Genomic DNA, 24,426 nt, shown 5'->3' on the forward strand with positions numbered 1-24,426 from the left:
GGAGAGCAACGATGTGTCTAGCGGTGCCAGGAAAAGTGCTCAGCCTGCATGAGCGCGACGGCACGATGATGTCGATCGTCGACTTCGGCGGTGTGCACAAGGACGTGTGCCTGCAATACATCCCGGACGCGGCCGTCGGTGACTACGTCGTCGTTCATGTGGGATTCGCGATTCAGCGGCTGGACGAGGAGTCCGCGCTGAAGACATTGGCCGAGTTCGAACACCTCGGCGTACTGAACGAGGAATTCGGCGACGGCTTCGCCATCGCCGCCAGGCAGGCGGGTCTCGACAACCCCGCGGCCGAGCCGCCACGCGAGGAACCAGAGGTGACGCCATGAAGTATTTGGACGAATTCAGCAACCCCGAGCTCGCCAAGTACCTGCTCGACCGGATCCGTACCGCCACGAGCAGACGCTGGGCGATTATGGAAGTCTGTGGCGGGCAGACGCATTCGATCATCCGCCACGGCATCGACCAGCTGCTGCCCGACCAGATCGAGATGATTCACGGCCCTGGTTGCCCCGTGTGCGTCACCCCACTCGAGGTGATCGACAAGGCGCTGGAGATCGCGGCAAGGCCCGGCGTGATCTTCTGCTCGTTCGGTGACATGCTGCGCGTGCCGGGCAGCAGCAAGGATTTGTTTCGAGTCAAGAGTGAGGGCGGCGATGTCCGGGTGGTCTACTCGCCGCTGGACGCGCTCAACCTGGCCAGGGAGAACCCCGATCGCGAGGTCGTGTTCTTCGGCATCGGTTTCGAGACCACCGCGCCGGCCAACGCCATGACGGTGTACCAGGCGAAACGACTCGGCATCCGGAACTTCTCGCTGCTGGTGTCGCATGTGCTCGTTCCGCCTGCGATCGCCGCGATCATGGAGTCGCCCACCTGTCGGGTGCAGGCATTCCTCGCGGCCGGGCATGTCTGCACGGTGATGGGCACTGACGAATACCCGCCACTGGCCGAGAAGTACCGGGTTCCCATGGTGGTCACCGGCTTCGAGCCGCTGGACATCCTGGAGGGCATCCGCCGCACCGTGCTGCAACTGGAGACCGGCAGGCACGAACTGGAGAATGCCTATCCGCGCGCGGTGGCCGCGGCGGGCAACCCGGCCGCGAAAGCCATGCTGCAGGATGTCTTCGAGGTGACCGACCGGGCGTGGCGTGGCATCGGCATGATCCCGCGCAGCGGCTGGCGGTTGTCGCAGCGCTACCGCGAGTTCGACGCCGAAGAGCGCTTCTCGGTGGGGAATCTGCACACCGCCGAGTCGTCGATCTGCCGGTCGGGTGAGGTGCTGCAGGGGCTCATCAAACCGAATGAGTGCGCGGCCTTCGGTAAAGAGTGCACGCCACGAAACCCGTTGGGTGCCACCATGGTGTCCTCGGAAGGCGCTTGCGCCGCCTATTACCTCTACCGTCGGCTCGATCTCCCGGCGGAGGTGGCTCATGCCTGAGGAACGCACTGCACCCGTGGCGATCGACATGGACGGCTGGGTGTGTCCGATGCCGTTGCGGGATTCGCCCAACATCGTGATGGGCCACGGCGGTGGCGGCGCGATGTCCGGCGAGCTGATCGAGCATCTGTTCCTGCCCGCGTTCGGCTCGGCCGCGCAGGCGGACATGGGCGACTCCGCTGTGGTCACGCTCGGCGGCGCCCGGCTGGCGTTCTCCACGGACTCGTTCGTAGTCAAGCCGATCGTCTTCCCCGGCGGCACCATCGGGGAGCTCGCGGTCAACGGCACGGTGAACGATCTGGCCATGGCCGGCGCTCGCCCGATGGTGCTGTCGACCGCGTTCATCCTGGAGGAGGGCACCGCGCTGGCCGACATCGCGCGCATCGCGCAGGCGGTCGGCACCGCGGCCTTGGCGGCGGGGGTCCAGCTGGTCACCGGGGATACCAAGGTGGTCGACGCCGGGCACGGTGACGGGATCTATATCAACACCGCGGGAATCGGCCTCGTGGACCCCGGCGTGGACATCCGACCGCAGCGCGCGACCCCGGGCGACGTCGTGCTGGTCAGCGGAGACATCGGGGTGCACGGTGTCGCCGTGCTCAGCTGCCGCGAGGGATTGGAGTTCGGCACCACCGTGCTCAGTGACACCGCGCCGCTGCACGGACTGGCCGCGGCGATGCTGGCGACCGGTGCCGATGTGCACGTGCTGCGCGATCCCACCCGCGGCGGCGTCGCCGCGTCGCTCAACGAGATCGCTCGCACCGCGAATGTCGGTGTGGCGCTGGACGAGCGGCAGCTTCCGGTCCCCGCGGGCGTGCGGGACGCGTGCGGGCTGCTCGGGCTGGACCCGATGTACGTGGCCAACGAGGGCAAGCTGCTCGCGTTCGTCGCCGCGGAGGACGCAGACCGCGTGCTCGCGGCAATGCGGGAGCACCCCTTGGGCGCGCAGGCAGCGGCCATCGGCCGGTGCGTCGCCGAGCACCCCGGGATGGTGGTGGCCCGCACGGCCCTCGGCGGCACGCGCGTGGTGGATCTGCCCGCAGGAGAGCAGCTGCCGCGGATCTGTTGAGACGGCGGGCGCGACCGCCGTCCGAACAAGAAGGCGAGGTGTCCGTTATCGTCCAGGTCGCCGACCATCCTGTGGTGCCGCGCGGCGCATGGGCCGGGCTGGACCGGAGGCAGCGGCGCGGCGTCGTCGGGATGGTGCTCGTCATCCTCCTGCTGCATGCCCTCGGGTGGGGTGCGCTGCTCCTGTTCGTCGTTCCCGGTCGCTACATCGTGGACGGGGCGGTGTTCGGCGTCGGGCTCGGCATCACCGCCTACACGCTCGGGATGCGGCATGCGTTCGATGTCGACCACATCGCGGCGATCGACAGCACCACCCGGAAACTTGTGGCCGACGGGCGCAAACCGCTGTCGGTCGGGTTCTGGTTCGCGCTCGGACACTCGACCATCGTCTTCGTCCTGGTCGCGTTGCTGGCGTTCGGTGTCAAGGCGCTCGCGGCGACCCTGCGCGAGGGGGACTCCGGGCTGCGCCGCTGGTCCGGTGTGTTCGGCACCGGAGTATCGGGGACTTTTCTCATCCTCATCGGCCTGCTGAACCTGGTGTCCCTGATCGGGATCTGGCGGGTGTTCCGCAAGGGACTGCGGGGCAACTACGACGAGGCCGCGCTGCGATGGCAGCTGGACCACCGCGGCGCGCTGAACCGGATGCTGCGGCCGCTGACGCGGGCGGTGCGTACGCCGTGGCGGATGTATCCGGTCGGGATGCTGTTCGGCCTCGGCTTCGACACCGTCACCGAGGTGAGCCTGCTGGTGATCGCGGGCGGCGCGGCGGCGACCGACCTACCCTGGTATGCGATTCTCGTGCTGCCCGTGCTGTTCTCGGCGGGCATGGCGCTGTTCGATGCGCTGGACGGCGCCTGCATGAACTACGCCTACGGGTGGGCGTTCGCCGGTCCGCTCCGCACGATCTACTACAACATTGTGGTCACCGGGCTGTCGGTCGCCGTCGCCCTGCTGATCGGCGCGCAGGAAATGATCTCGATTCTGACCGACGAGCTCGGCGTCACCCACGGTCCGCTGGCCTGGGTCGGCGATCTGGATCTCGGCGCGCTCGGCTTCCTCGTCGTCGGCCTGTTCCTGCTCACCTGGTTGATCGCGGTCGGAGTGTGGCGTTTCGGCGATCTCGATCAGCGGTGGCGGGCCGACCGCATCGGAGAACGGCCCGGCTGATGACAGGCGGCGGAGCTGAGATGTTCGCCCGGTACGCCTACGCCCCCAACCGGCTCGGCTACTGTGGGCCCCCCGACGCGGTCGTGCTGCGCGACGGGACGGACGATCAGGTGCGGGCGGTGGCTCGGCGGTTCACCGGAGCGTGGCCGTATCTGCGGGTGATGTCGGCGATGACCGGAATCGGGGACCCGCTGGATCGCCGCCTCGTCGAGTCCTACTGGCTGGGCGGCGGGATCGGCGCAGACCTGGACCCAGCCGAGTTCACCGCCGAGTTGCTGGCATTGCTAGGCCCGGTCGCGGGCGGTTACTGGACGCATCTGGGCCCGGAGCTGGCCGACGAGGCCGCGGCCAACCACTGCTTCCACGTCTTCGGCGTGTACCCGTGGTCGCGTCTGCTCGGGCAAGGCAACGGACATCCGCTGCATGTGCTCGACAGTTGCCGGATCACGTGGGGGACGGTGGTCGACCGCACCGACACCGAGATTGAGCTGCGCTGTCGCAGGCTGAGCTGGGATGGGCGGCGGCTGGTGCTGTCGGCGGAAACGGTGCGGCCCATGCCGATTCGGGTAGACGGCTACACCGCGGTGCCGGACGTGTCGGTGGGGGAGCAGGTCGCGGTGCACTGGGGGCGGCTGTGCGGACGCCTCGACGACGCCGAGATGCGAGCCTTGGCGGCGAGCACGGCGCACCAGCTGGAGGTCACCAACCGGCGCCTTGCCGCACGACGATGAGACCGCTGTCTCGGTGGCTGCAATCCTCACCCGAAGGTAGCGCGACGGGAGGGAAGTCGAAACCTCCACATGGAACCGAGATTTCGGCCTCCCTGTCAGCGGTGAGTGCCAGCCGCTGCGACATCTCTTGCCAGCGAGGCTGTGCGGCATGACATGTTCTCAGCGGCAAGCGAGTTGGCCTATTTGGCGGGCTGGATGGCATTCGACAATGCCGAGCATTACACAGCACAACGCTATTTCGCGGCATCGACCAAGCTCGCGGCTGAAGCTAATGACGAACCGCTAACCGGCCACATACTGCGCGCAATGGCACATCAAGCCATCGACCTCGGACATCACGCGGAAGGACTACAACTCGCTGAAGCGTCGGTCAGCGGCCGCCGCTACCAAGCCGCCTGCCCACGTGAGCGGGCACTCCTAAAGGTCGTACACGGCAAGGCATTGAGTGCCGCCGGTCATGTCGCGGAGTCTGAGAAAACCCTCCTCGAGGCTGAACGGGACCTAGCCGCCGCTTCCCACTCGGATCACGAGCCCGCTCGGATATTCTTCTTCTCCGAAGCGAGCCTCGCGCACGAAACCGCGTGCGCATTGCGTGACGCGGGCGACCTGGCCGGTGCCGCCGAACAATTCCAACTCAGTGTCCGCAAGCGCAAGGCAGCGGCGTTTACCCGGACTCATGCGGTAACGCTTGGTTACCCTCGGCACTGTGCAGGCACGTTGCGGCGAGGTGGAAAATGCCTGCACTACATGGACCTCGGCGCTCAACGCGATGAACGGAGTGCAGTCCGGGCGCGCCCGGAACGTTGCCCGCGACATACGTGCAACCGTGGCACCCTATCTTGGTCAGCATGTCGCAGGTGTAAACGAGATCGACGAGCGGGCCGCAGACTATCTAGCGGCAAATGCGAAATAGGACAGAGGGTCATATGGCAGACGAAATGTTCGATGTAGTGCCGGTCGCACATGTGGTAGGTGGCCGCCGCGAACCCACAGACGATCACTGGGGTGGTACCGAGGCAATCATTCGCATCGATGACAGCCGGTTCACTGAAGAGTCGGTGCAAGGCTTGGATGCGTTCAGCCACCTCGAAATCGTATTCCGCTTCCACTTGACCGATCAAACGGATCTGCACTTCGGTGCGCGCAGTGCCCGCGATAACCCCGAATGGCCGAAGGTCGGCATCTTCGGACATAGGAACATGCGACGTGTCAACTGGCTTGGGGTGTCCCGGACTCGGCTGCTACGAGTAGACGGCCTGGATCTGCACGTAGCTGAGCTGGACCCGGTGGACGGCACACCCGTGCTGGATATCAAGCCGTGGTTCGCGGAGTTCGGTCCACGTGGGGAGATCCGCCAAGCTCCGTGGTCCACAGAGATGCTCAAAGACTATTTCTAGTTACGAGAAATGTATCGGTGACACTCTGGACGATTGGGAACGCACCAAAGCCGCGAGGTCGGCAGCCCTTCTACGCGTCCAGTCGATTCGCCTGGTGTGTGCGAATTATTCTGCCCTGTGGGGGCGTCCACGGAACAATGTGCGGGAACGGAACCAAGCGGGTGGGTCGTGCCGGAGTCAGGTGAGAGTGCTCACGACATGGGCGGCAGCCTCGGCGATGAGCTTCTCGTCGTATGTGGCATTCCGGTCGGCTTTGCTGGACATGATCGCGATGACCAGTGGTGCGGAGCCCGGCGGCCAGACGATGGCGATGTCGTTCAGGGTGCCGTAGTCACCGGTTCCCGTTTTGTCGGCGACGGTCCAGCCTTGCGGGATTCCGGCCCGGATTCGTCGAGCGCCGGCGGCGGTGGCGTTGCGCTCCAGAAGATCGCGGAGGAAGGCACGCTTTTCGCTCGGCAAGGCGTCTCCCAGCACGATCTTCTGGTAGTCGGTGCCGAATGCCTGGGGCGTCGTGGTGTCTCGCGGGTCTCCCGGAGTGGCTTCGGTGATCAGTGGCTCGATCCGGTCCATTCGGGTGACGGTGTCGCCGAGGCTGCGGGCATAGGCGGTCAGCTCGGTCGGTCCGCCGAGATCGCGGAGCAGTAGGTTGCCTGCCGTGCCGTCGCTGAAGCGGACCGCGGCATCACACAGCTGACCGATCGTCATCCCCGTGGTCACGTGCCGCGGTGTGATGGATGCGTTTTTCGTGAGGTCGGCTGCGGTGTAGGTGACGACGGTATCCAAGTGCGAGAACGGGTTACGGTGCAAGACCGCCGCCGCTGCCAATCCCTTGAACGCCGAACAGAACGCGAATCGTTCGTCCGCTCGATAGGCGATGGTGGTGCCGGTGCTGGTGGCGAGGGCATACACGCCGAGGCGTGCGTCGAACGTCCGCTCCAACTCGGCCAGGCGGCTGTCGTAGCCGTTCGCTGTGGGCCGAGTGGGTGTTTCTCCCGCCGCGCCCGGCCCCCTCATCGGATCGGGTGGCACAGTGGTCGTTGGTCGGTCGGCGCATCCGACCAGCACGGACAGTAACGTTGTCCCGAGAAGCGTGCGGCGAGTGATGGACGGTGGCGACGAAGCCATAACTCTCCTCCGTTGGTCGGTCGTGGAAGCCTTGGGCTGCGAGGGATGGGCTATTCGGCCATTCAGGTTGGGATTCTGCGTTACCCGAGCGCCCCGACGGCAGCGCGGGTGGCGTCGGCGACCAGCGGGTTGTCGGCCTTGGCTTGCTGCTCGAATTTCGTTGTCAGTACGGCTATGACGAGCGGGGCGCGTCCGGGCGGCCACGCGATGGCGACGTCGTTGGCGCCGCCGTATGCGGCGCTGCCGGTCTTGTCTCCGACGGTCCAGCCCTCGGGCAGTCCTGCGCGGATGCGCTCGCCTCCGGTCTTGCTGGCGATCAGCCACGATTTCAGTTGCGCTCGTTCGGGTTCGGCGAGGGCGTCGCCGAGGACGAGGGTGCGGTAGTCGGCGGCGAGCGCGGCGGGCGTGGTGGTGTCGCGCTCGTCGCCGGGGATGGCGGTGTTCAACTCGGTTTCCCAGCGGTCCAGGCGCGTGATGTTATCGCCGATGGACCGCAGGAACGCGGTGAAACCTGCCGGGCCGCCGAGGAGTTTCAGCAGCTGGTTGCCTGCGGTGTTGTCGGACACGGTGATCGCGGCGTCGCACAGTTCAGCAACGGTCATGCCGGTGTCGACACGCTTCTCGGTCACCGGCGAGTTCTCGACGAGATCGGTACGGGGATAGCGGATCACCTGGTCGAAGTAGCCCGTCGACAGCGAATGATCGCGCAGGAGTGCGCCGCAGGCAAGCCCCTTGAACGTGGAGGCGATCGGGAATCGCTCGCTGTCTCGATGAGCGACGATGTGGCCGGACGCGGTGTCGATCGCGTAAACGCCCAGTCGTGCGGCGTGGTCGGTCTCCATCTCGGTGAACGACGGGGCGGCGGCCGGTGACGGATTCGAGGCCGCCGTGTCGGTGCCGGACCCGCACGCGGCGGCGGCGACCGACAGCGCGGACACCGCCGCCGCGGCGAGGAGTTGGCGGAGCGGGACACGGTGGGCGCATGCTGAGAGGATCACCGCCGCACCACACCATCGCCGCGGCGGCGGGCGCAAATATCCGACCCGGGCACGGATGAGTCGACTTCGATATCGTCGCAGGTTGGACCGCACGATCCGGCTCCGGTGCGGACCACGGCCGGGCAGGAACGCTCGGGGCCGGCGCACCCGCTGGTTCAATGACCGCATGGACCTGATCCGCCACCTTCGCTACTTCGTCTCCGTCGCGGACGAAGGACACTTCGGCAGGGCGGCGGCCGCGCTGGACATGACCCAGCCACCGCTGTCGCAAGGACTTCGGCGGCTGGAGCGGCATCTCGGTGTCGACCTCATCCACCGCACTCGGCAGGGCGCCGTCCTGACCGCGGCCGGCCTCCAACTGCTCCCTCGCGCCCGGCTGCTCGTCGATGACGCCGAGCGTCTACTCGCCGAATCGCACCGCATCGCGGACGCCCACGGCGTCGTGCACTGGGGGGCGATCACCGCGCTGCCCGACCGAGTGGTCACGGCCTGCGTGGGCGCGCTGCGCACCGTGATCGCACCGGATGCCGCGGTGTCCACGACCGGGGGGACCACCGTCGATCTGGTCGCCGATGTGCGCGCCGGGCTATGCGATGTCGCGGTGATCGAGCATCCGGCCCTCGTCGACGGTGTCGAAGCCCGCCCGGTTGTCAAAGTGCCACGCTGGCTCGTGGTGCCTTCGGATCACCGCAGCATCGCCGCCGAACGCCGCACCTTCCCGATGCTCGCCGGACTGAGTTTCGCCGGTCCACCGCGCGCCGCCAACCCGCCCGCCTTCGACACCGTGCTCGACCTGCTGCGCGAGCACGGACTGGACGCACCGACAGTCCCAGCGCCCGACGATCGCACCGTACTCGCCGCGGTGGCGGCCGGAACATGCTTTGGGCTCACCGCGATTCCCCCGTCGTCCACGCCGGGCGTGACGTGGCTGCGCATCGCGCCGCAGGCGGTGGCACTACGGGTCCGCGTCATCCACCGTCCCGGCGCCGATACCCACGCCGACGCCGTGGACCGCGTGCTGTACCGAGAGCGGCTGCGATGAGCAGCACGTCCCGCGGCGACACTACGCGTGGTGGCGGCCGGACGTCGGGTGGACGCAGCGTTGAGGAGAGGATCCGTGCCGTGTTCGCCGATGCGGGCTGCACCGGCTGGCTGCACGCCCGCCGCTGTGACAACTCCGCCGCCGAGATCTCGATCAGCGGTCACGAACGTGTGGTCGTCGCGTCGGTGTACAAGCTGCCGCTGTTCGTCGCGTTCTGCCGCCTCGTCGACGCCGGACGTATCGACCCCACCACCAGGCTCACGGTGACCCCGTCCGAGTGCACGCCCGGCCCGACCGGCATCGCCGTGCTGCGCGATCCGGTGACAATGAGCCTGCGCGACCTCGCGGCGTCGATGATGACCGTCTCCGACAACGCCGCGGCCGACATCCTGCTCGGCGAAACCGGACTCGGCGCGGTCGAGGACCTGCTCGATCATCTCGGCCTCACCCAGACCCGGATCGTCGGCGGCACCGTCGATCTGCACCGCAGCCTGGTCCGCGACACAGACACCCACACCACCGCCGAGGCGTTCGCGGCACTCGCGGAGAACGACGACGCCTGGACGGTCTCGGCGTACGACCCGTCCTATGCGAGCGCGACCACCCCGCAGGAGATGACCCGCTTCCTGCGCGCTCTCTGGGGCGGTACGGTGCTGTCGGCCGAGCAGACCGAGTTCGTCCGGACTGTCATGCGCCACCAGGTGTGGCCTCATCGCATCGCCGCCGCCTTCCCGCACCGCAGCGTGTCGGTCGCGGGTAAGACCGGAACCATCGGGGTGATCCGAAACGAGGTCGCTGTGGTGGAGTTTCCCGGCGAATCCCCTGTCGCCGTGGCGGTTTTCACCCGCGCGGCCCGCGCCGACCCGGAACTCCCCGTCGTCGACGCCGCCATCGCCGAATCGGCCCGCATCGCCGTCACCGAACTACGCCGGCCTCTGCCGCAGGAATGACGACAGACACAACCCTGCCTCCAACAAGCGAACCCGCAAGTGACAGCTCTCGGCACCAGACCGTGTCGAAACCACAGCACGGCCGCGGTTGTACCCACAGCATTTTCGGAGATGCCCAGGGTCGCGGTAGTGCTGGGCGCCGATGCTGTGATGGGCTACGCCGCGCGAGCATTCAAGGGGAGGAATGGACTGACATCGGTTTCTGTTGTCCCTGCCCAGGGCATATCGCGCGCCGTGGACCGTCAGTGCGCCGGAACAGTGAGGTCGTAGACGGCGACGTTGCCGAGGCGCACCGGGGTGTAGTGCGCGGAGACCCAGTCGGCGATGTCCTTGTGCCCGGCCGGACGCCATAGCCCGTTGTTCGTGGCGCTCGCCTGCCCGGCGCCGGGGAGAACACCCGGTTGGTTGTGTACGCGCCATGAGTCGGGCAGTTTCACCTCCTGTGCGAGGTAGTACGTCACCTGGTGGGTGCGGATCATGGTCTGGAAATCATCGAGGGTGGGAACCGGATCGTCGGAGGTGAAGCCGCCGATCGCGATGACCGGGGTGTGGCTGGCGAGTTCGAGGGATGCGGCGACCGAGGAACGGTCCACTGCCGCCGACCAGGTGGTTGTCGTGTTGCGCAGCAGCGCGGCGACTTGCGGCTCGGTGTCGCCGTTCACGAACGACATCACCTCGCTGCGCATATTGTTCGCCGGCGTCGGCCGCTCGGGCTTCGCGGGACCGACCGTCGGACCGCCCCCGGTATGCGCCTGCGGCAGGGTGGCCGCGGCATACGCCGTCGAGCCACCGATCCCGGCGAGAACACCCACGACTACCAGCACCGACACCGACCTGGCACGCACCCGTCGGGACACGGCCGGGAATGCGGCCGCGACCAGACCGAGCGCCACCACCACCGACACCACCGCGAGCGTCCAGCGCAACCACGGCAGCCATTCGGCGTTGCGGCTCAGCAGCACGAACGCCCACAGTCCCGACGCGAGCACCAACGCGGCAGCACCGATCCGGCCGAATACCTCTTCGCGCCGACGCCACACCTCGGCCACGCCGATCGCGAACATCCCGGCCACGGCGGGACCGATGGCCAGCGTGTAGTAGGCGTGCATGCCGCCGCGCATCGTGGTGAACGCGACGCCGTCGATGATCAGCCACAATCCGAAGACCAGCGCGGTCCCGCGGACGGGGTCGGTGCGCGGGGCGCGCCCACGTGACACGAGCACCAGCACGAAGGCGAGCAGGGCGGCGGGAAGCAACCAGGAGATCTCGAACCCGATCTCGCCGGTGAACAGCCGGGTCGGACCAGACCCGCCTCCGAATCCGCCGAACCCACCGCGGCCCTGGTCCAGGGCGCTCGGCAACTCGTACCCGGGTGGCAACGCGAACCGGTTGCCGCCGTGGTGATTCTGGCCCAGGAAGCGGGCGAAGCCGTTGTAGCCCAGCACCAGATCCATAAACGTGTTGTTCGTCGACCCAGCCAGATACGGACGCGACGAGGCGGGCCAAAGGATCGTCAGCAGCACGTACCACCCCGACGAGAGGAGTAACACCGCCGCGGCGGCGAGCAAGTGCAGCAGCCGTTTTCGCACCGAGGTCGGCGCGACGATCAGGTAGGTGAGCGCCAGTGCGGGCAACACCATGAGCCCTTCGAGCATCTTCGCCAGGAACGCGAATCCGAGCGCGACGCCCGCCAGCATCAGCCAGCGCGCGCTCGCCCGCCGCAACGACCTGATCGTGCAGTACGCGCTCGCGGTCATCAACAGCACCATCACCGCGTCCGGGTTGTTGAAACGGAACATCAACGCCACCACCGGCGTTACTGCCAGCGTGGTCCCGGCCAGCAGGCCGGCGCCACGGCTGAGGGTCGCCGTGGCCACCGTCGCGTACAGCAGTGCCACGGCCACGACGGCCATCAGCGCCTGCGGCACCAGCATGCTGGCGCTGCTGAATCCGAACAGCTGTCCCGACAGCCCCATCACCCACTGTGAGACCGGCGGTTTGTCGACGGTGATGAAGTTGCCCGGATCCAGCGAGCCGAACAGTAGTGCCTTCCAGTTCCGCGCACCGGACCAGGCCGCCGCGGCGTAGAAACCGTTGCCCATGCCGTTGACCGTGATGTGCCACAGATACGCGACCGCCGTCCCGGCCAGCAGCACCGCCAGACCCGCTCGCTCCCACCGACGAGCAGGCGGTAGCCCGACCGGATCGGGATCGATAGTCGTGGTCGCATCGGGCGGGGCCGCGTCGGCGCTGATCGCTGTCACCGCGGCAGTCTCGCAAGTGGCCTCGTGGATTCCCTGCACGCTTGCTGTCAATCAGCTGTGAACGTGGGAGGTCACGGTGCATGTCCGCGCGGCCGACGCGCGTTGCCGTCGCTCCTGTCGGTCAGATCTTGCGGATGACCGTGACGACCTTGCCGAGGATCTGGGCGTCGTTGCCGGGGATCGGTTCGAACACCGGATTGTGCGGCATCAACCAGACGTCCCTGCCGGTGCGCTTGAACGTTTTCACCGTGGCCTCGCCGTCGATCATCGCGGCGACGATGTCGCCGTTGTCGGCGACGTTCTGCTGCCGGACGACCACCCAGTCGCCGTCGCAGATCGCCGCGTCGATCATGGACTGGCCGACGACCTTCAGCAGAAACAGCGAACCGTCGCCGACCAGCTCGCGGGGGAGTGGGAAGACGTCTTCGACGGCCTGTTCCGCCAGAATCGGACCACCGGCGGCGATGCGGCCGAGCACCGGCACGAATGTGGGCACGGGGCGGTCGGCGTCGACGGCGACATCGGAGCCGTCCACCGCGGCGACCGGCAGACTGGTCACCGAACGCACCACCTCATCCAGGCCTCGAACGTCCACCGCGCGTGGACGATTCGGATCGCGGCGCAGGTAGCCCTTGCGTTCCAGGGCGCGCAACTGATGGGCGACCGAGGAGGTGGACGTGAGCCCGACAGCGTCACCGATCTCCCGGATGCTCGGCGGGTAGCCGCGCTCGCTCACCGAAGTGCGGATCACCTCCAGCACTTTGCGCTGACGCACGGTGAGATCCGCCCCGGTACTCGCCGAGTCGGCGCCGCTTCCGGTCTCGTCACCCGTGTCGCCTGTGTGCCTCACCGCAACCGCCCTTTCCTGCTGTGCCCCGGCCGATCCGCGCCGGTGTCTGTCGTCATGGCCTGTCGTGCATTTGGTAGTTCGAATCTAGTCCGGTCGCGTCGATGTATCAAACATCTGTTCGACGCATGTCGGGCGTTTCCGCTGACTTCGTCGCTCTGCCGTGGTAGAAATCGAACATACGTTCCTCGAACATGTGATCGAATGAGCTGGGAACATGTGTTCGAATGGGCGCCGGCTCGAACAGCGACGGAGCACTCACCACGGAGGTTTGTCCGATGAGCACTGCGATCAGCGCGATCAGCGACATCACCACATCGATCGGTGCGGCAGGTGCGGAGTTCGACCGCCGCGGCGCCGCCGCTGCGGCGGTCGAACTCGGCTATGAGACGGGCCCTCGTGTGTGGCGCGGCGGCGCGCGCGCCAGGGCGATGGTGCCCGCGCATCGCTCCGCTGTCGATCGGTGCCCCCGCGGCGCCCGACCTGGCGGCACTGCGGTCCTATACGACCGTGCTGCACGGACTTCCGCGCTCCGGCGGGCACGGGGCCGGCATCCGATGGAGCGGGTAGAGCGGGCGCAGGTCGGTTTCGCCGTGCTCGCCGTGACAGCATTGCTGACCGCCCTTGCAGTGGCGGGGCTGATCGTGCTGGCGCACGTGCGGGCGGGCGACTGGGGCGGCGGGTCCGTGGGGTCGGTGCCCGCCGTGGTCGACGGCCAGGGCGGTGCGGGTGCGCCACCGCCGCGCTGACCGGCGGAAGCGGCCACTCATCGTCGCCGGAATTGTGATCGAAGACGGGCAAGCCCGCCGTCCCAACGGTCTGCGCGGCTGGAGTCTTCGCCCCGGCCCCGGCCCGCGCCGACGTCGCGATCCACAGTTTCGCGCTGCTTTTCCCGCTGCCCGACTTCAACTGGGCGGACCGCGACACGAGGTGGACCTACATCACCGGTGATCTGCTGCCACGCTACATCGATCTGGAGCCCGACCCGGTCTTGGTCGGCGCCGTCCTCGGCGAGCCGTTCTGGCCCGAACCAGCCCGCGGCCGCCTCGTCTCGCGGCTGCCGGACCTCCTCGCGGACCTGACCGCGCACCGGCAGATCGTCGAATGATCGAGGTGGCGCGGCGGTAGCCGTGGGTGAGTGCGACGGCTCGGGTACTCCGACGGGTATCCTCGAACTGTTATGCAGGTATTTTCCGGGTTCGAGTGGGGAATACCTGGTGCTGAGGTATAGACCTCTGTACACGTGCTCGCCGGACCGATCGCTGCGATCGACGGCCGGTCCGGCCGCGAGCACACGCATCGACGAAGGATTTCTCGGATGCATTGCCCGTACTGCCGACACCCCGACTCCCGGGTGGTGGACTCGCGCGAGGCCGACGAGGGCGCGGCCATTCGCCGCCGTCGCGCCTGCCCGCAGTGTGGGCGGCGGTTCACCACGGTGGAGACCGCCATCCTGTCCGTGGTCAAGCGCAGCGGAGTCACCGAGCCGTTCAGCCGCGAGAAGGTCATTCGTGGCGTGCGGCGGGCCTGCCAAGGCCGTGAAGTCGACGACGACGCACTGAACCTGCTCGCGCAGCAGGTGGAGGACGCGGTGCGTGCCAAGGGTTCTCCGGAGGTGCCCAGCCACGAGGTCGGCTTGGCCATCTTGGGGCCGCTGCGCGACCTCGATGAGGTCGCCTATCTCAGGTTCGCCTCGGTCTACCGGTCGTTCACCTCCGCCGACGATTTCGAACGCGAGATCCGGGAGATGCGCCAGGCGCGCGACGAGGCGCTGTCGACCGCCGACTGACAGAGAGGATGTAGGTGAGCACCTCCCGCCGGGGTCTGACCCACCGACTGACTAGCGTCGGACCGCGGCGATCGCCTTCTCGATCCGCTTGGCGGACACCGGGAACGGCGTGCCGAGCTTCTGGGCAAACAGGCTGACCCGGAATTCCTCGATCATCCACCAGATCTCGGCCGCTGCGGGAGCATGCCTGCGATGCTCCGGCAGGGCCCCGATCAGGCGGTCGTAGGCGGCCAGTACCCGATCGAGTTCGACCATGCCCTGACGATCGCGAACCGCCGAGCCCGGCAACGCGTCCAGACGCACCACCGCCGCCCGCAGATAGCGGGGCAGCTCGCGCAGCCGGGCGCCACCCCACTCGGAGACGAAGCCGCGGAACACCAAGTTGTCGAGCTGTTCGCGGACGTCGTCGGCTATGTCGCGTTCGCTCCGGTCCGTGAGCGCGGCCGAAACCTGGTGGGCCTCCGCGAGAACCGGCACGACCAGGCGCACGAGCCGGGTGACGGTGGAGGCGAGTTCGGGACGGATTCGGGCGACGAGCGCATCGAACTCGTCTGGTGTGTGCACCGGACCGCCCATGGCGGCGATGAGTTCGTCGGCGGCCGCCGCACGGCAGTCCTCGATCAGCGCCTCCAGCGAACCGTACGGATTCTGGCTCAGCGCAAGGCGATCTGTGGCAGACAGCCCTGCGGTGACGGACCGGACGGAGGTGGGCAGCGCGTGCAGCACCAGCGCCCTGGTGCCCAGCCGCATCGCGGCCGCCTGCTCGGCGGGGGAGCTGAGCACGCGGACCGCCACACCGTCGCCCTCGGCGACCAGCGCGGGATACCCGGTCACCGTCTGTCCGGCCACCTGGCGGCGCACCGTCGGCGCGACGATGCCGAGTGACTCGGAGGTCCACACCGTGGCGGGCGGACGTTCCACGCCTGCGGTGGCGCGGGCGACCGAGGCAGAGACCTGTTCGGCCAGCTGCGTTTTCAGCGCGGCGAGGCTTTTCCCGCGAGTGAGCACCGTGCCGTCGCCGCCGATAGCGGCGAAGGTCATGCGCAGGTGGTCGGGCAGAACGGACGGATCGAAGTCGGAGGGCGCGATCGGGACCGAACCCAGCCGGGACAACTCGCGCGCCAGCCCGGTGCGCAGCGGCTCCGCACGCGGGGTCAGGGCGGCCAGCGCCGCCGCGGCGAAGTCCGGTGCGGGAACCACACTGCGGCGCAACGTCTTCGGCAGTGACTTGATCAGCGCGGCGGCCAGTTCGTCGCGCATACCGGGCACCAGCCAATCGAAGCCGACGGCGCGGACGTGCGCGAGCTGTTCGACCGGGATGCGCACCGTGACACCGTCGTTCTCGGTGCCCGGCTCGAATTGGTAGGTGAGCGGGAAGCTGAGCTCGCCTTGACGCCAGGAATCGGGGAAGGCGGACGGGTCGAGCGCGGTGGCGCCCTCGTTGACCACGGTGGCGGTCGACAAGTCCAGCAGCGCGGGGTCTTTGCGCTGTGCGGTGCGCCACCAGCTGTCGAAGTGGCGCACCGAGACGATGTCGGCGGGTAAACGTTTGTCGTAGAACTCGAACAGCACTTCGTCGTCGACCAGGATGTCGCGGCGGCGCGCCCGGTGCTCCAGGTCGGCGACATCGTCGAGCAATTCACGATTGCGGTGAAAGAACGGGTGCCGGGTCTGCCATTCGCCCTGTACCAGCGCATGTCTGATGAAGAGCTCGCGCGAAAGCTCAGGATCGATTCGGCCGTAGTCGACGGGTCTTCCGGTCACCAGTGGGATGCCGTAGAGGGTGACGCGTTCATAGGCGCGCGCGGCGCCCCGCTTGGCTGACCAGTGCGGCTCGGAGTAGGTGCGTTTGACCAGATCGCCTCCGAGCCGCTCGGCCCACTCCGGCTCGATCTTCGCGGCCATCCGACCCCACAGCCGCGAGGTCTCGACCAGTTCGGCGGCCATCACCCAGCGCGGCGGCTTCTTCGCCAGCGACGAGCCGGGGAAGATCATGAACTTGGCGTTGCGCGCGCCGAGGAACTCGCGCGATTCCGCTTCACGTAGCCCGATGTGCGACAACATGCCCGCCAGCAACGCCTGATGGATCGCGGTGGAATCCCAAGGGAAGCCATCGTTCTCGACTATCGCACGGTCCGGTGCCGCTGACGCACCGGAACGTCTGCGCCGGGAACTCGATCGCGGCCCTTCACCGGATCGCGTGGACGAGCGTTCGGAGCCACGTGATCCGTTGTCGGCCTTGTGCTCTGGCGACCCGGGCCCGGCGGCGTTCTCCGCGTGCGCCGACCAGCCCAGGCCCCGGGTGATCGTCCGCAGCTGCCCGTGCAGGTCCTGCCATTCCCTGATCCGCAGGTAGTGCAGGAAGTCCTCGCGGCACATACGCCGGAACTGATTGGAGGACAGCGACTTGCGCTGCCCGCCGAGGTACTCCCACAGTCGCAGATAGGCCAGGAAGTCCGAGCCGTCGACGGTGAATCGCGCGTGTTTGCTGTCCGCGGCCTGCTGGTGCTCGGCAGGCCGCTCCCGCACATCCTGGATCGACAGAGCCGCGACGATGACCAGCACGTCGGCCAGACAACCGTTGCGCTGCGCCTGCACCAGCATCCGCGCCATCCTGGGATCGACCGGAAGCTGAGCCATCTCGCGCCCGATCGGCGTGAGCGACAGGGCGGCATCGTCGTCGCGGGTACTCGCCCTCGGGCGACTTGCCATATCGGCGGCGCCACCCCGTCGCGTGTCCTCCTGTGCCGGCGCGGTATCCGACCGTGGCCCAAGCTTGCCGATACGCCGCGCGAGTGCCCCGAGCTCCTCGAGCAGGGCGACGCCGTCGCGGATGGCACGGCGGTCCGGCGCCTCGACGAACGGGAAGTTCTCGATGTCACCGAGCCCTAGTGCGGTCATCTGCAGAATGACCGCGGCCAGGTTGGTGCGCAGGATCTCGGGTTCGGTGAAGGAGGGCCGGGATTCGAAGTCGTCTTCGGAGTACAGCCGGATGCAGATGCCGTCGGCAACCCGCCCGCAGCGCCCGGATCGCTGCCGGGCCGATGCCTGCGACACCGGTTCGATCGGTAGCCGCTGCACCTTGGTTCGCATCGAGTACCGTGAGATCCGCGCGGTCCCCGGGTCGATGACGTACCGGATTCCAGGAACCGTCAGCGAGGTCTCCGCGACGTTGGTCGCCAGTACCACTCGCCGGCCGGTGTGTGGAGCGAACACCCGATGCTGCTCGGCCGCCGACAGTCGCGCGTAGAGCGGCAGGATCTCGGTGCGCGGCAGCTTCAGATCGCGTAGGGCGTCGGCGCTGTCCCGTATCTCGCGTTCGCCGGACAGAAACACCAACACGTCGCCGTCGCCCGCGGCGAACAGCTCGGTGACCGCCTCGCCGATCGCGTCCACCGGGTCCCGGTCGACGAGGCGGGAGTCTTCGTCCTCTTCGCCGTCGGCGACCGGGAGTTCCAGCGCGAGCGGCCGATACCGGATCTCCACCGGGTAGGAGCGACCGGAGACCTCGACAATCGGTGCGGGAGTGCCGCTGTCGTCGGCGAAGTGCCTGGCGAACAGTTCCGGGTCGATGGTCGCCGAGGTGATGATGACCTTGAGATCGGGACGCCGTGGCAGCAGCTGCTGGAGGTAGCCGAGCAGGAAGTCGATATTGAGGCTGCGTTCGTGTGCCTCGTCGATGATGATCGTGTCGTAGCGGCGGAGCAGCCGGTCGCGCTGGATCTCGGCGAGCAGGATGCCGTCGGTCATCAGCTTGACCAGCGTTTGCTCGGAGGCATGGTCGGTGAACCGCACCGTGTAGCCGATGACGTCGCCCAGTTCGGTGTCGAGTTCCTCCGCGATGCGCTCGGCGACGGTGCGTGCGGCCAGCCTGCGCGGCTGGGTATGCCCGATCGTGCCGCGGATGCCGCGGCCGAGCTCGAGACAGATCTTGGGAATCTGGGTGGTCTTCCCGGAACCGGTCTCGCCCGCGACGATCACGACCTGGTGCTTGGCGATGGCCGCGGCGATGTCTTCGCGGCGAGCGGTGACCGGCAGCTGCGGCGGGTAGCGGATCTCCGGCACCGCGGCACGGCGGGCGTCGACACGGAGTTCGGCCGCCGCGATCTCGGCTTCGACCTCGCCGAGGTCGCCATCGCGCGCCCGGTCCAGCCGGCGCCGCAGCCGGTGCTCGTCGCGGAGGGAGAGATTCGCCAGGCGGGTGCGGAGGTCGCGGGGATCGGTGGCAGCTGTCCTGGTCATTGCATCGACAAGCCTAGCGAAACCCGCCACCGGATATTTCCGCGAGGATGAGGGACGAGCGTTGCCGGCGCCCGATTTCGGGTAAACGTGGAGGACATGAACTCGCTATGGCATGGATTTGCCGACATGGGTGCCGTCGAACGGGACGGCGCGTTCGTGGTCGCCCGTGGCGCGGGCGCTTACATCTTCGACCAGGCGGGCAACCGCTACCTGGACGCGACCGCGGGTCTGTGGTTCACCAACATCGGGCACGGCCGCGGTGAGATCGCCGACGCGGTGGCCGCCCAGCTGCGCACGATCGCCCATTACTCGAATTTCGGCGACTTCACCGAACCTGCCACCCAGGAGCTGGCCGAGCGGCTCTCGGCGCTGGCTCCGGTGCCCGGCAGCAAGATCTTCTTCACCTCCGGCGGCTCCGATTCCGTCGACACCGCGGTCAAGCTCGCCCGTCGCTATTGGCACGAACTCGGGCGTTCTGGCAAGACCGTCGTCGTCGGGCGGCGGATGGCCTATCACGGCATGCACGTCGCGGGCACGGCCCTGGCTGGTATCCCCGGGAACCGGGAAGGCTACGGCCGGCTGATGCTCGACGCGCGCACTGTCGAGTGGGACGACGCGAAGGCGCTGCTGGCGCTGATCGAGGAGATCGGTGCCGAGCGTATCGCCGCGTTCTTCTGCGAACCCATCATCGGCGCGGGCGGCGTCTATCTGCCGCCGGAGGGCTACCTCGCCGAGGTTCGCCGCATCTGCCGCGACCACGAGATCCTTTTCGTCGCCGACGAGGTCGTCACCGGCTTCGGCCGGATCGGCGGTGCCTGGTTCGCCTCGTCCCGATTCGGCCTCGAACCCGATCTTATGACCACCGCGAAGGGCCTGACCTCTGGATATCTTCCGATGGGCGCGGTCTTCGTCGCCCCGCACATCGCGGAGCCGTTCTTCGCGGGCGGCGTGTGGTGGCGGCACGGCTACACCTATGGCGGTCACGCCGGTGCCGCCGCGGCCGCGCTGGCGAACCTCGATATCATCGAGCGCGAGGGGCTGCTCGACGCCGCCCTTCGTCTGGAATCCAGCCTGCGCGATCTTTCGGTACTGGCCGACCATCCCAGGGTTGCTGAGGTGCGCAGCGGGCTCGGCGCCGTGGCGGCGGTCCAGTTGGCAGACCCGGCCGAAGCTCTCCCGCTGGTCAAAACCTTGCGCACCCATGGGATCTCCAGCCGCGCCGCAGGCCAGGGTGCGATGCAGATCTCCCCGGCGTTCGTCATGACGGACGACCAGGTCGTCGAACTCGTCGAAGGATTCACCCGTGCGCTCGGCTGAGACCGATCGGCCGTGTGGGCATCCCACAGCGGCCACGTCATGAATATGTTGTGCGGGTCGGGGCGGTAGTCGCCGAACGGTCGCAGTAGTCGAAGCCGCGAGGCCTCGTAAAGCCGCCGGGCGGGTAGGAAGAAGTCGGACGCGCCGGTCCCCAGGATCGAGCGTCCGTAGCCGCGTGGTGGCCTCGGCGATGTAACCACGCCATGACGCTTGTGAACGCATCGAGGGCCCGCGTCTGCGCGCAGGCAAGAGGCTCCCGGGGTTTGCCCGCGCGGCGTCGGCTGCGTCATGTGTGTGGCGACCGAATGGTGTTGCCGCGCCGCCGCTATGCCTCGTCAGGGCCGAAAAGGGCGCCCTTATCGCCGGGGGGATGCGAGCATGGAAGGGCGGCGACCATGGTTGCCGTGACGAGAGGTGGTGGGGTGTGGCGCAATTCGTGCAGGAGTACGCCGTGTTCCGGTGGATGGCGGTCGCGGCGTTCCTGATCGCGGCGACGGTCGTGTTGGCGCGGTTGGTGGCGCCCGTGGCGCTGCCGGGCGGGCCCGCCGATCTCATCCCCGCGGACGGCGCCGCCGAACAGCCTCGGCCGCAGGATGATTCGGTGATCATCGACCACCCCGAATCCGATGCCGCGCATCTGGTCATGTGCCTGGTCATGCTCGGTATGCTGCTGTTTCCCTCGGGCGTCAGCCCGCACGCTCTGCACGGTGTGCTGACGGCGATGATCGTCGTCCTCGCAGGGCTGCTGGTGACCCGCTTCCTGGAAGGTTCCACGCAGGCTGGACCTCTTCCGATCGACCGGCTGGTCCCGCTCGGATACCACATCGCGGCTGCGGCGGCGATGCTCTACGCGATGTCCGGACACACGGCCTCCGGACATGCGGGTGGTCCCCCGGCCGGTCCCGCGCTCGGTCTTGCCGCGCTGTTTCTGCTCGACGCCCTTCTCGTCACGCTGGCCGCCCGCGTCGGGTGTACGCACGCGCAACCGCGCGGACCCCTGGGTGTTCTGGTGCGCTCCGGCGGGTGCGTCGCCGCTCTCACCGGCCCGGCTGTGCCGTGGGCGGTGGTGCCGCATGTGGTGATGGACGCGGGCACCGCTTACATGCTGCTGGCCGTGATCTCGGGTTGACCGGCTCCCGGACCAATCCGGCTGGTGCTCCATACCGAACCCTGTTTATGCAGGCAGGGGATTCGGCCATGAGCAATGAGCACGGTTCTGCTTCAGCGCGTCGGTCCGGCGATCCAGCGATGGACAGGGAGGACGACGATGACAAGGCATCCGTGTGCCCGCTTCCCGCCGGATACGACGGGAAGCGGGCCACCCTCGCGACCCGTCGGCTGGTCGGCTTGCTTGCGGCGGCAGGCGCGGGCGATCGTGGCGCGTTCACCGAGTTCTACCAGCTCACCAGCCCACGAGTGTTCGGGATTACGGTGCGCATCCTCCGGAGCCACGCCGCCGCCGAAGAGGTCACCCAAGAGGTCTACCTCCAGGTGTGGTCGATGGCCGATCGCTATGACCCCAAGCTGGCGAGCCCGCTCGGCTGGGTTCTGATGCTCGCGCACCGCCGCGCGGTGGACCGGGTTCGTGCGGAGAGTTCGGCATCGTCCCGGGACTTGGTCTATGCGCATGCGCAGCTGGGTCGCGACCACGACGTCGTCGCCGAATCGGTGACGCAGCGCATCGAGGAGCAGCAGGTGGCAGGGTGTCTGGACACACTGACCCCCACGCAGCGCGAAGCGATCGCTCTCGCGTACTACAGCGGGCACACCTACCGTGAGGTGGCCGATCGTCTGGCGGTACCGCTGCCCACCATCAAGACCCGCATCCGCGACGGGTTGAAGAGATTGGAGAAGTGCTTGTCCGGGGAAGGCGCACATGGTTGACACTCCACCGCGATCGGATGCGGAACTGCTCGACCTCGCCTATCCGTGCGCATTGGACGCGGTCGCCGATATCGAACGAAGGCATATCGATGCTCGGCTGGCGGCCGCGGACCCGGCCGTGCGGCAAGAGTTCTCCGATACCGTATGGCAGCTGCGGGAGGTCATCGGGCGGCTGTCGGTGCTCGACGCGTTGGCGCCGCCGCCGGAATTGGAGGCGCGAATCCTGTCGGCGTTGCCGCACACCGATCCCGGCGCTATCGCGTCGGTGGTGCACGTCTTTCCATGGCGGCGGCTGCGGTGGACGGTCCCTGTCGCCGCGGTCGCATGTCTGGTACTCGGCGGAAGCGTGGTCGCGGAGCGGCTCATCGGTCCAGCACCGAGTGCGCCCGCCGTGGAGCAGGTGGACGGTCAGCGGGATGTGCGGACCGTGCAGGAGCCGGTCGCCGGCGGTGGCTCCCTCATGGTGGAGGCCTCGCTTCGGCTCGGGCGCGCGGTGGTCGCGTTCGACGGAGTCGCGCCCCCGCCCATGGACCGGGTGTATCAGGTGTGGCTGGTGTCCTCCGGAGGGCAGCCTCGGTCGGCCGGGGTGCTGACCGACTTGCCGTCTGCGACCCGGCCCTTCGTGACGCCGTTCCAGTCGGGTGAGTTGCTGGCGGTGAGTGTCGAACCGTCCGGGGGTTCGCACGTGCCGAGTACCGACCCGATCGTGGGTGTAATGCTGCCCTGAGTGCGCGGGTCTAGATCTCCAACGGCTGGTCGGCGACGACACGTCCGCCCAAGCGCACCCAGCCGTCGGAGTCCCACTCCGTGAACAGCTGGGAGCCCTTACCCTGAGTGATCACGAGGCCCTGCCGCAGCAGCGCCGTCAAGGCGACGGCCGCCGCGCCGGTCGCCTCGTCCTCGGTGATTCCCATGGTCGGCGCGAACATGCGCGAGCGCAGGGCACCGCGATGTTCGTCGGTCCAGGCCCACAGATAGTGTGGGCCGCCAGGAAAATCGTCCGGTTGCAGAGTCGCCAGCTCCTCGACGTCGGCGCGCTGGTGGAAGGTGAATGGCGGCGCCCATTCGCCGCGGGCGGTGATCCAGGTCAGTCCGTCGGCGAGCCGAACCGCCACCGAGCCTGCGGGCACGTCCAAAGTTTGCACCGGCGTGCCCTGCGACGCGAACCACCATGCGGTGCCGACCGAGGGGTGCCCGGCGAACGGGAGCTCCACCGTCGGCGTGTAGATCCGCACCTTGGCGATCTCGTCGACCGGCTCCTCGACCACGACGGTCTCGCTGTAGCCGACCTTCGCCGCAAGCGCCTGTGGGTCGGCCGTGGCCAAATCCGCTGACCGTGTGATTCCCAGCTCGTTGCCGAACCGCCCTGCGGCATCGGTGAACACTCGCACCACGTCAACCTGTGTGCCCATGGTTGCTGAGCCTACCTGTGTGCACCACGTCGAGCCCTCGCCTTCGGCACACTGAACGCGGCGAGGGCCCCGTTCGCGGACAGGGCCCTCGCCGGGGCGAAAATCAGATCGCGGCTGTGGTCAGAGCCTCGGTCGACTGCACCGCCTGGCCTACCCCGGCCACGATGGCGGCGGCGCGCAGCGATTCGAAGATCACCTCGCGGGACACGCCCGCCTCGCGCAACGTGTGTTCGTGGGCCTCGAGGCAGTGCGCGCAGCCGTTGATCGAGGAAACAGCGAATGACCAGAGCTCGAAATCGGCCTTGTCCACGCCGGGGCTGCCGATGATCTGCATCCGCAGTCCGGCCCGCAAGTCGTCGTAGCGACCACCGAGAAACGACTTACCCCGATAGAACACGTTGTTCATGCCCATGATCGAGGCAGCGCCGAGCGCGGCGTTGTACGCCTCCGCCGACAGCACGTCGGCGGCTTCTTCGGCGATCTCCCGCAGCGTGGCCGTCGACCGGGTCGCGGCCGCAGACGCCAGCAGGGTGCCCCACAGCTGTTGCTCGTTCAGCACCGTGGTGCGTGCGATCGATGACAGATTGAGCTTGAGGTCCTTGGCGTACTCGGGAAGGGAGTTCTTCAGGTTCTCAATGCTCATTCGGCGATTCCTCTGTTCGGATCGGCCCGTGTGTGGCACGGGGGGTAGGTCGTGTTCTCGATGGACTGCGCGATGCCGCGCCCGTAAGGACGAGCGCAGCAAG

Annotated in this window: 23 protein-coding genes; 14 read left to right on the plus strand and 9 right to left on the minus strand. The window is 67.9% G+C overall.

Annotated features, from left to right (window positions below):
* Positions 1-11: 11 nt before the first annotated feature.
* The 5 genes from AB0H00_RS04635 (at position 12) to AB0H00_RS04655 (ending at position 4,413) form a co-directional block, all read left to right on the plus strand.
* A complete protein-coding gene (locus AB0H00_RS04635; protein WP_357260811.1) occupies positions 12-338 on the plus strand; it encodes a HypC/HybG/HupF family hydrogenase formation chaperone in 327 nt (108 codons plus the stop codon).
* Complete coding sequence (hypD, locus tag AB0H00_RS04640) at positions 335-1,447, plus strand: hydrogenase formation protein HypD (RefSeq protein WP_357260813.1); 1,113 nt, start codon at positions 335-337, stop codon at positions 1,445-1,447. Before AB0H00_RS04635 ends, hypD begins: the two co-directional genes overlap by 4 nt.
* Positions 1,440-2,516 carry a hydrogenase expression/formation protein HypE gene (gene hypE / locus AB0H00_RS04645; RefSeq protein WP_357260816.1) on the plus strand — a complete coding sequence of 359 codons (1,077 nt, stop codon included), beginning with the start codon at positions 1,440-1,442 and terminating at the stop codon, positions 2,514-2,516. Before hypD ends, hypE begins: the two co-directional genes overlap by 8 nt.
* Positions 2,517-2,614: 98 nt before the next feature.
* Positions 2,615-3,682, plus strand: a complete 1,068-nt coding sequence (locus AB0H00_RS04650; protein ID WP_357262344.1) for a HoxN/HupN/NixA family nickel/cobalt transporter — start codon at positions 2,615-2,617, stop codon at positions 3,680-3,682.
* A 20-nt stretch (positions 3,683-3,702) separates the two neighbouring features.
* Positions 3,703-4,413 carry a DUF6390 family protein gene (locus AB0H00_RS04655; RefSeq protein WP_357260819.1) on the plus strand — a complete coding sequence of 237 codons (711 nt, stop codon included), beginning with the start codon at positions 3,703-3,705 and terminating at the stop codon, positions 4,411-4,413.
* Between the two features lie 501 nt (positions 4,414-4,914).
* Here AB0H00_RS04655 and AB0H00_RS04660 read toward each other — a convergent pair.
* Positions 4,915-5,229 (minus strand): hypothetical protein, encoded by a 315-nt coding sequence (locus AB0H00_RS04660; protein WP_357260821.1) that lies wholly within the window; start codon positions 5,227-5,229, stop codon positions 4,915-4,917.
* A gap of 110 nt (positions 5,230-5,339) precedes the next feature.
* On the opposite strand from AB0H00_RS04660, the gene AB0H00_RS04665 reads away from it, so the two are divergent.
* Positions 5,340-5,810 (plus strand): TrmO family methyltransferase, encoded by a 471-nt coding sequence (locus AB0H00_RS04665; protein ID WP_357260824.1) that lies wholly within the window; start codon positions 5,340-5,342, stop codon positions 5,808-5,810.
* Positions 5,811-5,987: 177 nt separating this feature from the next.
* On the opposite strand, the gene bla (AB0H00_RS04670) is transcribed toward AB0H00_RS04665, so the two are convergent.
* Together bla (AB0H00_RS04670) and bla (AB0H00_RS04675) are read right to left on the minus strand one after the other, a co-directional pair.
* The gene (bla, locus tag AB0H00_RS04670) at positions 5,988-6,935 is read right to left on the minus strand and encodes a class A beta-lactamase (RefSeq protein ID WP_357260827.1); all 948 of its coding nucleotides are present in this window, start codon (positions 6,933-6,935) and stop codon (positions 5,988-5,990) included.
* An 80-nt stretch (positions 6,936-7,015) separates the two neighbouring features.
* A complete protein-coding gene (gene bla / locus AB0H00_RS04675; protein WP_357260830.1) occupies positions 7,016-7,933 on the minus strand; it encodes a class A beta-lactamase in 918 nt (305 codons plus the stop codon).
* A gap of 166 nt (positions 7,934-8,099) precedes the next feature.
* On the opposite strand from bla (AB0H00_RS04675), the gene AB0H00_RS04680 reads away from it, so the two are divergent.
* Positions 8,100-8,975 (plus strand): LysR family transcriptional regulator, encoded by an 876-nt coding sequence (locus tag AB0H00_RS04680; protein WP_357260833.1) that lies wholly within the window; start codon positions 8,100-8,102, stop codon positions 8,973-8,975.
* Positions 8,972-9,925, plus strand: a complete 954-nt coding sequence (locus AB0H00_RS04685; RefSeq protein ID WP_357260836.1) for a serine hydrolase — start codon at positions 8,972-8,974, stop codon at positions 9,923-9,925. The genes AB0H00_RS04680 and AB0H00_RS04685 overlap by 4 nt, the downstream gene beginning before the upstream one ends.
* Positions 9,926-10,167: 242 nt before the next feature.
* Here AB0H00_RS04685 and AB0H00_RS04690 read toward each other — a convergent pair whose 3' ends face one another.
* Positions 10,168-12,189 (minus strand): glycosyltransferase family 39 protein, encoded by a 2,022-nt coding sequence (locus AB0H00_RS04690; RefSeq protein ID WP_357260839.1) that lies wholly within the window; start codon positions 12,187-12,189, stop codon positions 10,168-10,170.
* Positions 12,190-12,310: 121 nt separating this feature from the next.
* Entirely contained in the window at positions 12,311-13,039 is a 729-nt protein-coding gene (gene lexA / locus AB0H00_RS04695) for a transcriptional repressor LexA (RefSeq protein ID WP_357260841.1), read from the minus strand.
* A gap of 275 nt (positions 13,040-13,314) precedes the next feature.
* On the opposite strand from lexA, the gene AB0H00_RS04700 reads away from it, so the two are divergent.
* Positions 13,315-13,785 (plus strand): hypothetical protein, encoded by a 471-nt coding sequence (locus AB0H00_RS04700; protein WP_357260844.1) that lies wholly within the window; start codon positions 13,315-13,317, stop codon positions 13,783-13,785.
* A gap of 17 nt (positions 13,786-13,802) precedes the next feature.
* Here AB0H00_RS04700 and AB0H00_RS04705 read toward each other — a convergent pair whose 3' ends face one another.
* Positions 13,803-14,126, minus strand: coding sequence for a hypothetical protein (locus tag AB0H00_RS04705; protein WP_357260847.1), 324 nt, complete (start codon positions 14,124-14,126; stop codon positions 13,803-13,805).
* 228 nt (positions 14,127-14,354) lie between these two features.
* Between AB0H00_RS04705 and nrdR the strand changes: the two genes are divergently transcribed.
* Positions 14,355-14,825, plus strand: coding sequence for a transcriptional regulator NrdR (gene nrdR / locus AB0H00_RS04710; protein WP_357260850.1), 471 nt, complete (start codon positions 14,355-14,357; stop codon positions 14,823-14,825).
* A 51-nt stretch (positions 14,826-14,876) separates the two neighbouring features.
* Here nrdR and hrpA read toward each other — a convergent pair whose 3' ends face one another.
* Positions 14,877-19,067: an ATP-dependent RNA helicase HrpA gene (gene hrpA, locus AB0H00_RS04715; protein ID WP_357260853.1), complete on the minus strand. Its 4,191-nt coding sequence runs from the start codon at positions 19,065-19,067 to the stop codon at positions 14,877-14,879.
* A gap of 96 nt (positions 19,068-19,163) precedes the next feature.
* Between hrpA and AB0H00_RS04720 the strand changes: the two genes are divergently transcribed.
* From AB0H00_RS04720 to AB0H00_RS04735, 4 genes are all read left to right on the plus strand, one after another.
* Positions 19,164-20,384, plus strand: coding sequence for an aminotransferase class III-fold pyridoxal phosphate-dependent enzyme (locus tag AB0H00_RS04720; RefSeq protein WP_357260856.1), 1,221 nt, complete (start codon positions 19,164-19,166; stop codon positions 20,382-20,384).
* Positions 20,385-20,808: 424 nt separating this feature from the next.
* On the plus strand, positions 20,809-21,513 hold the full coding sequence (locus tag AB0H00_RS04725) for a DUF5134 domain-containing protein (protein WP_357260859.1): 705 nt from the start codon (positions 20,809-20,811) through the stop codon (positions 21,511-21,513).
* A gap of 68 nt (positions 21,514-21,581) precedes the next feature.
* Positions 21,582-22,268 carry an ECF RNA polymerase sigma factor SigK gene (gene sigK, locus AB0H00_RS04730; protein ID WP_357260862.1) on the plus strand — a complete coding sequence of 229 codons (687 nt, stop codon included), beginning with the start codon at positions 21,582-21,584 and terminating at the stop codon, positions 22,266-22,268.
* Positions 22,261-22,995: an anti-sigma factor gene (locus AB0H00_RS04735; protein WP_357260865.1), complete on the plus strand. Its 735-nt coding sequence runs from the start codon at positions 22,261-22,263 to the stop codon at positions 22,993-22,995. Before sigK ends, AB0H00_RS04735 begins: the two co-directional genes overlap by 8 nt.
* Positions 22,996-23,005: 10 nt before the next feature.
* Here AB0H00_RS04735 and AB0H00_RS04740 read toward each other — a convergent pair whose 3' ends face one another.
* Together AB0H00_RS04740 and AB0H00_RS04745 are read right to left on the minus strand one after the other, a co-directional pair.
* Positions 23,006-23,680, minus strand: coding sequence for a PhzF family phenazine biosynthesis protein (locus AB0H00_RS04740; protein ID WP_357260868.1), 675 nt, complete (start codon positions 23,678-23,680; stop codon positions 23,006-23,008).
* Between the two features lie 103 nt (positions 23,681-23,783).
* Positions 23,784-24,323, minus strand: coding sequence for a carboxymuconolactone decarboxylase family protein (locus tag AB0H00_RS04745; protein WP_357260871.1), 540 nt, complete (start codon positions 24,321-24,323; stop codon positions 23,784-23,786).
* Positions 24,324-24,426 lie beyond the last annotated feature (103 nt).

This window comes from Nocardia sp. NPDC023852, from assembly GCF_040639505.1.
In the GTDB taxonomy this organism is placed as follows: Bacteria; Actinomycetota; Actinomycetes; order Mycobacteriales; family Mycobacteriaceae; genus Nocardia.

Coding starts and splice junctions, on each gene's coding strand:
- AB0H00_RS04635 (WP_357260811.1), top strand. CDS start 12: ATGTGTCTAGCGGTGCCAGGAAAAGTGCTCAGCCTGCATGAGCGCGAC.
- hypD (WP_357260813.1), top strand. CDS start 335: ATGAAGTATTTGGACGAATTCAGCAACCCCGAGCTCGCCAAGTACCTG.
- hypE (WP_357260816.1), top strand. CDS start 1,440: ATGCCTGAGGAACGCACTGCACCCGTGGCGATCGACATGGACGGCTGG.
- AB0H00_RS04655 (WP_357260819.1), top strand. CDS start 3,703: ATGTTCGCCCGGTACGCCTACGCCCCCAACCGGCTCGGCTACTGTGGG.
- AB0H00_RS04660 (WP_357260821.1), bottom strand. CDS start 5,229: ATGTCGCGGGCAACGTTCCGGGCGCGCCCGGACTGCACTCCGTTCATC.
- AB0H00_RS04665 (WP_357260824.1), top strand. CDS start 5,340: ATGGCAGACGAAATGTTCGATGTAGTGCCGGTCGCACATGTGGTAGGT.
- bla (WP_357260827.1), bottom strand. CDS start 6,935: ATGGCTTCGTCGCCACCGTCCATCACTCGCCGCACGCTTCTCGGGACA.
- AB0H00_RS04680 (WP_357260833.1), top strand. CDS start 8,100: ATGGACCTGATCCGCCACCTTCGCTACTTCGTCTCCGTCGCGGACGAA.
- AB0H00_RS04685 (WP_357260836.1), top strand. CDS start 8,972: ATGAGCAGCACGTCCCGCGGCGACACTACGCGTGGTGGCGGCCGGACG.
- AB0H00_RS04700 (WP_357260844.1), top strand. CDS start 13,315: ATGAGCACTGCGATCAGCGCGATCAGCGACATCACCACATCGATCGGT.
- nrdR (WP_357260850.1), top strand. CDS start 14,355: ATGCATTGCCCGTACTGCCGACACCCCGACTCCCGGGTGGTGGACTCG.
- hrpA (WP_357260853.1), bottom strand. CDS start 19,067: ATGACCAGGACAGCTGCCACCGATCCCCGCGACCTCCGCACCCGCCTG.
- AB0H00_RS04720 (WP_357260856.1), top strand. CDS start 19,164: ATGAACTCGCTATGGCATGGATTTGCCGACATGGGTGCCGTCGAACGG.
- sigK (WP_357260862.1), top strand. CDS start 21,582: ATGAGCAATGAGCACGGTTCTGCTTCAGCGCGTCGGTCCGGCGATCCA.
- AB0H00_RS04735 (WP_357260865.1), top strand. CDS start 22,261: ATGGTTGACACTCCACCGCGATCGGATGCGGAACTGCTCGACCTCGCC.
- AB0H00_RS04740 (WP_357260868.1), bottom strand. CDS start 23,680: ATGGGCACACAGGTTGACGTGGTGCGAGTGTTCACCGATGCCGCAGGG.
- AB0H00_RS04745 (WP_357260871.1), bottom strand. CDS start 24,323: ATGAGCATTGAGAACCTGAAGAACTCCCTTCCCGAGTACGCCAAGGAC.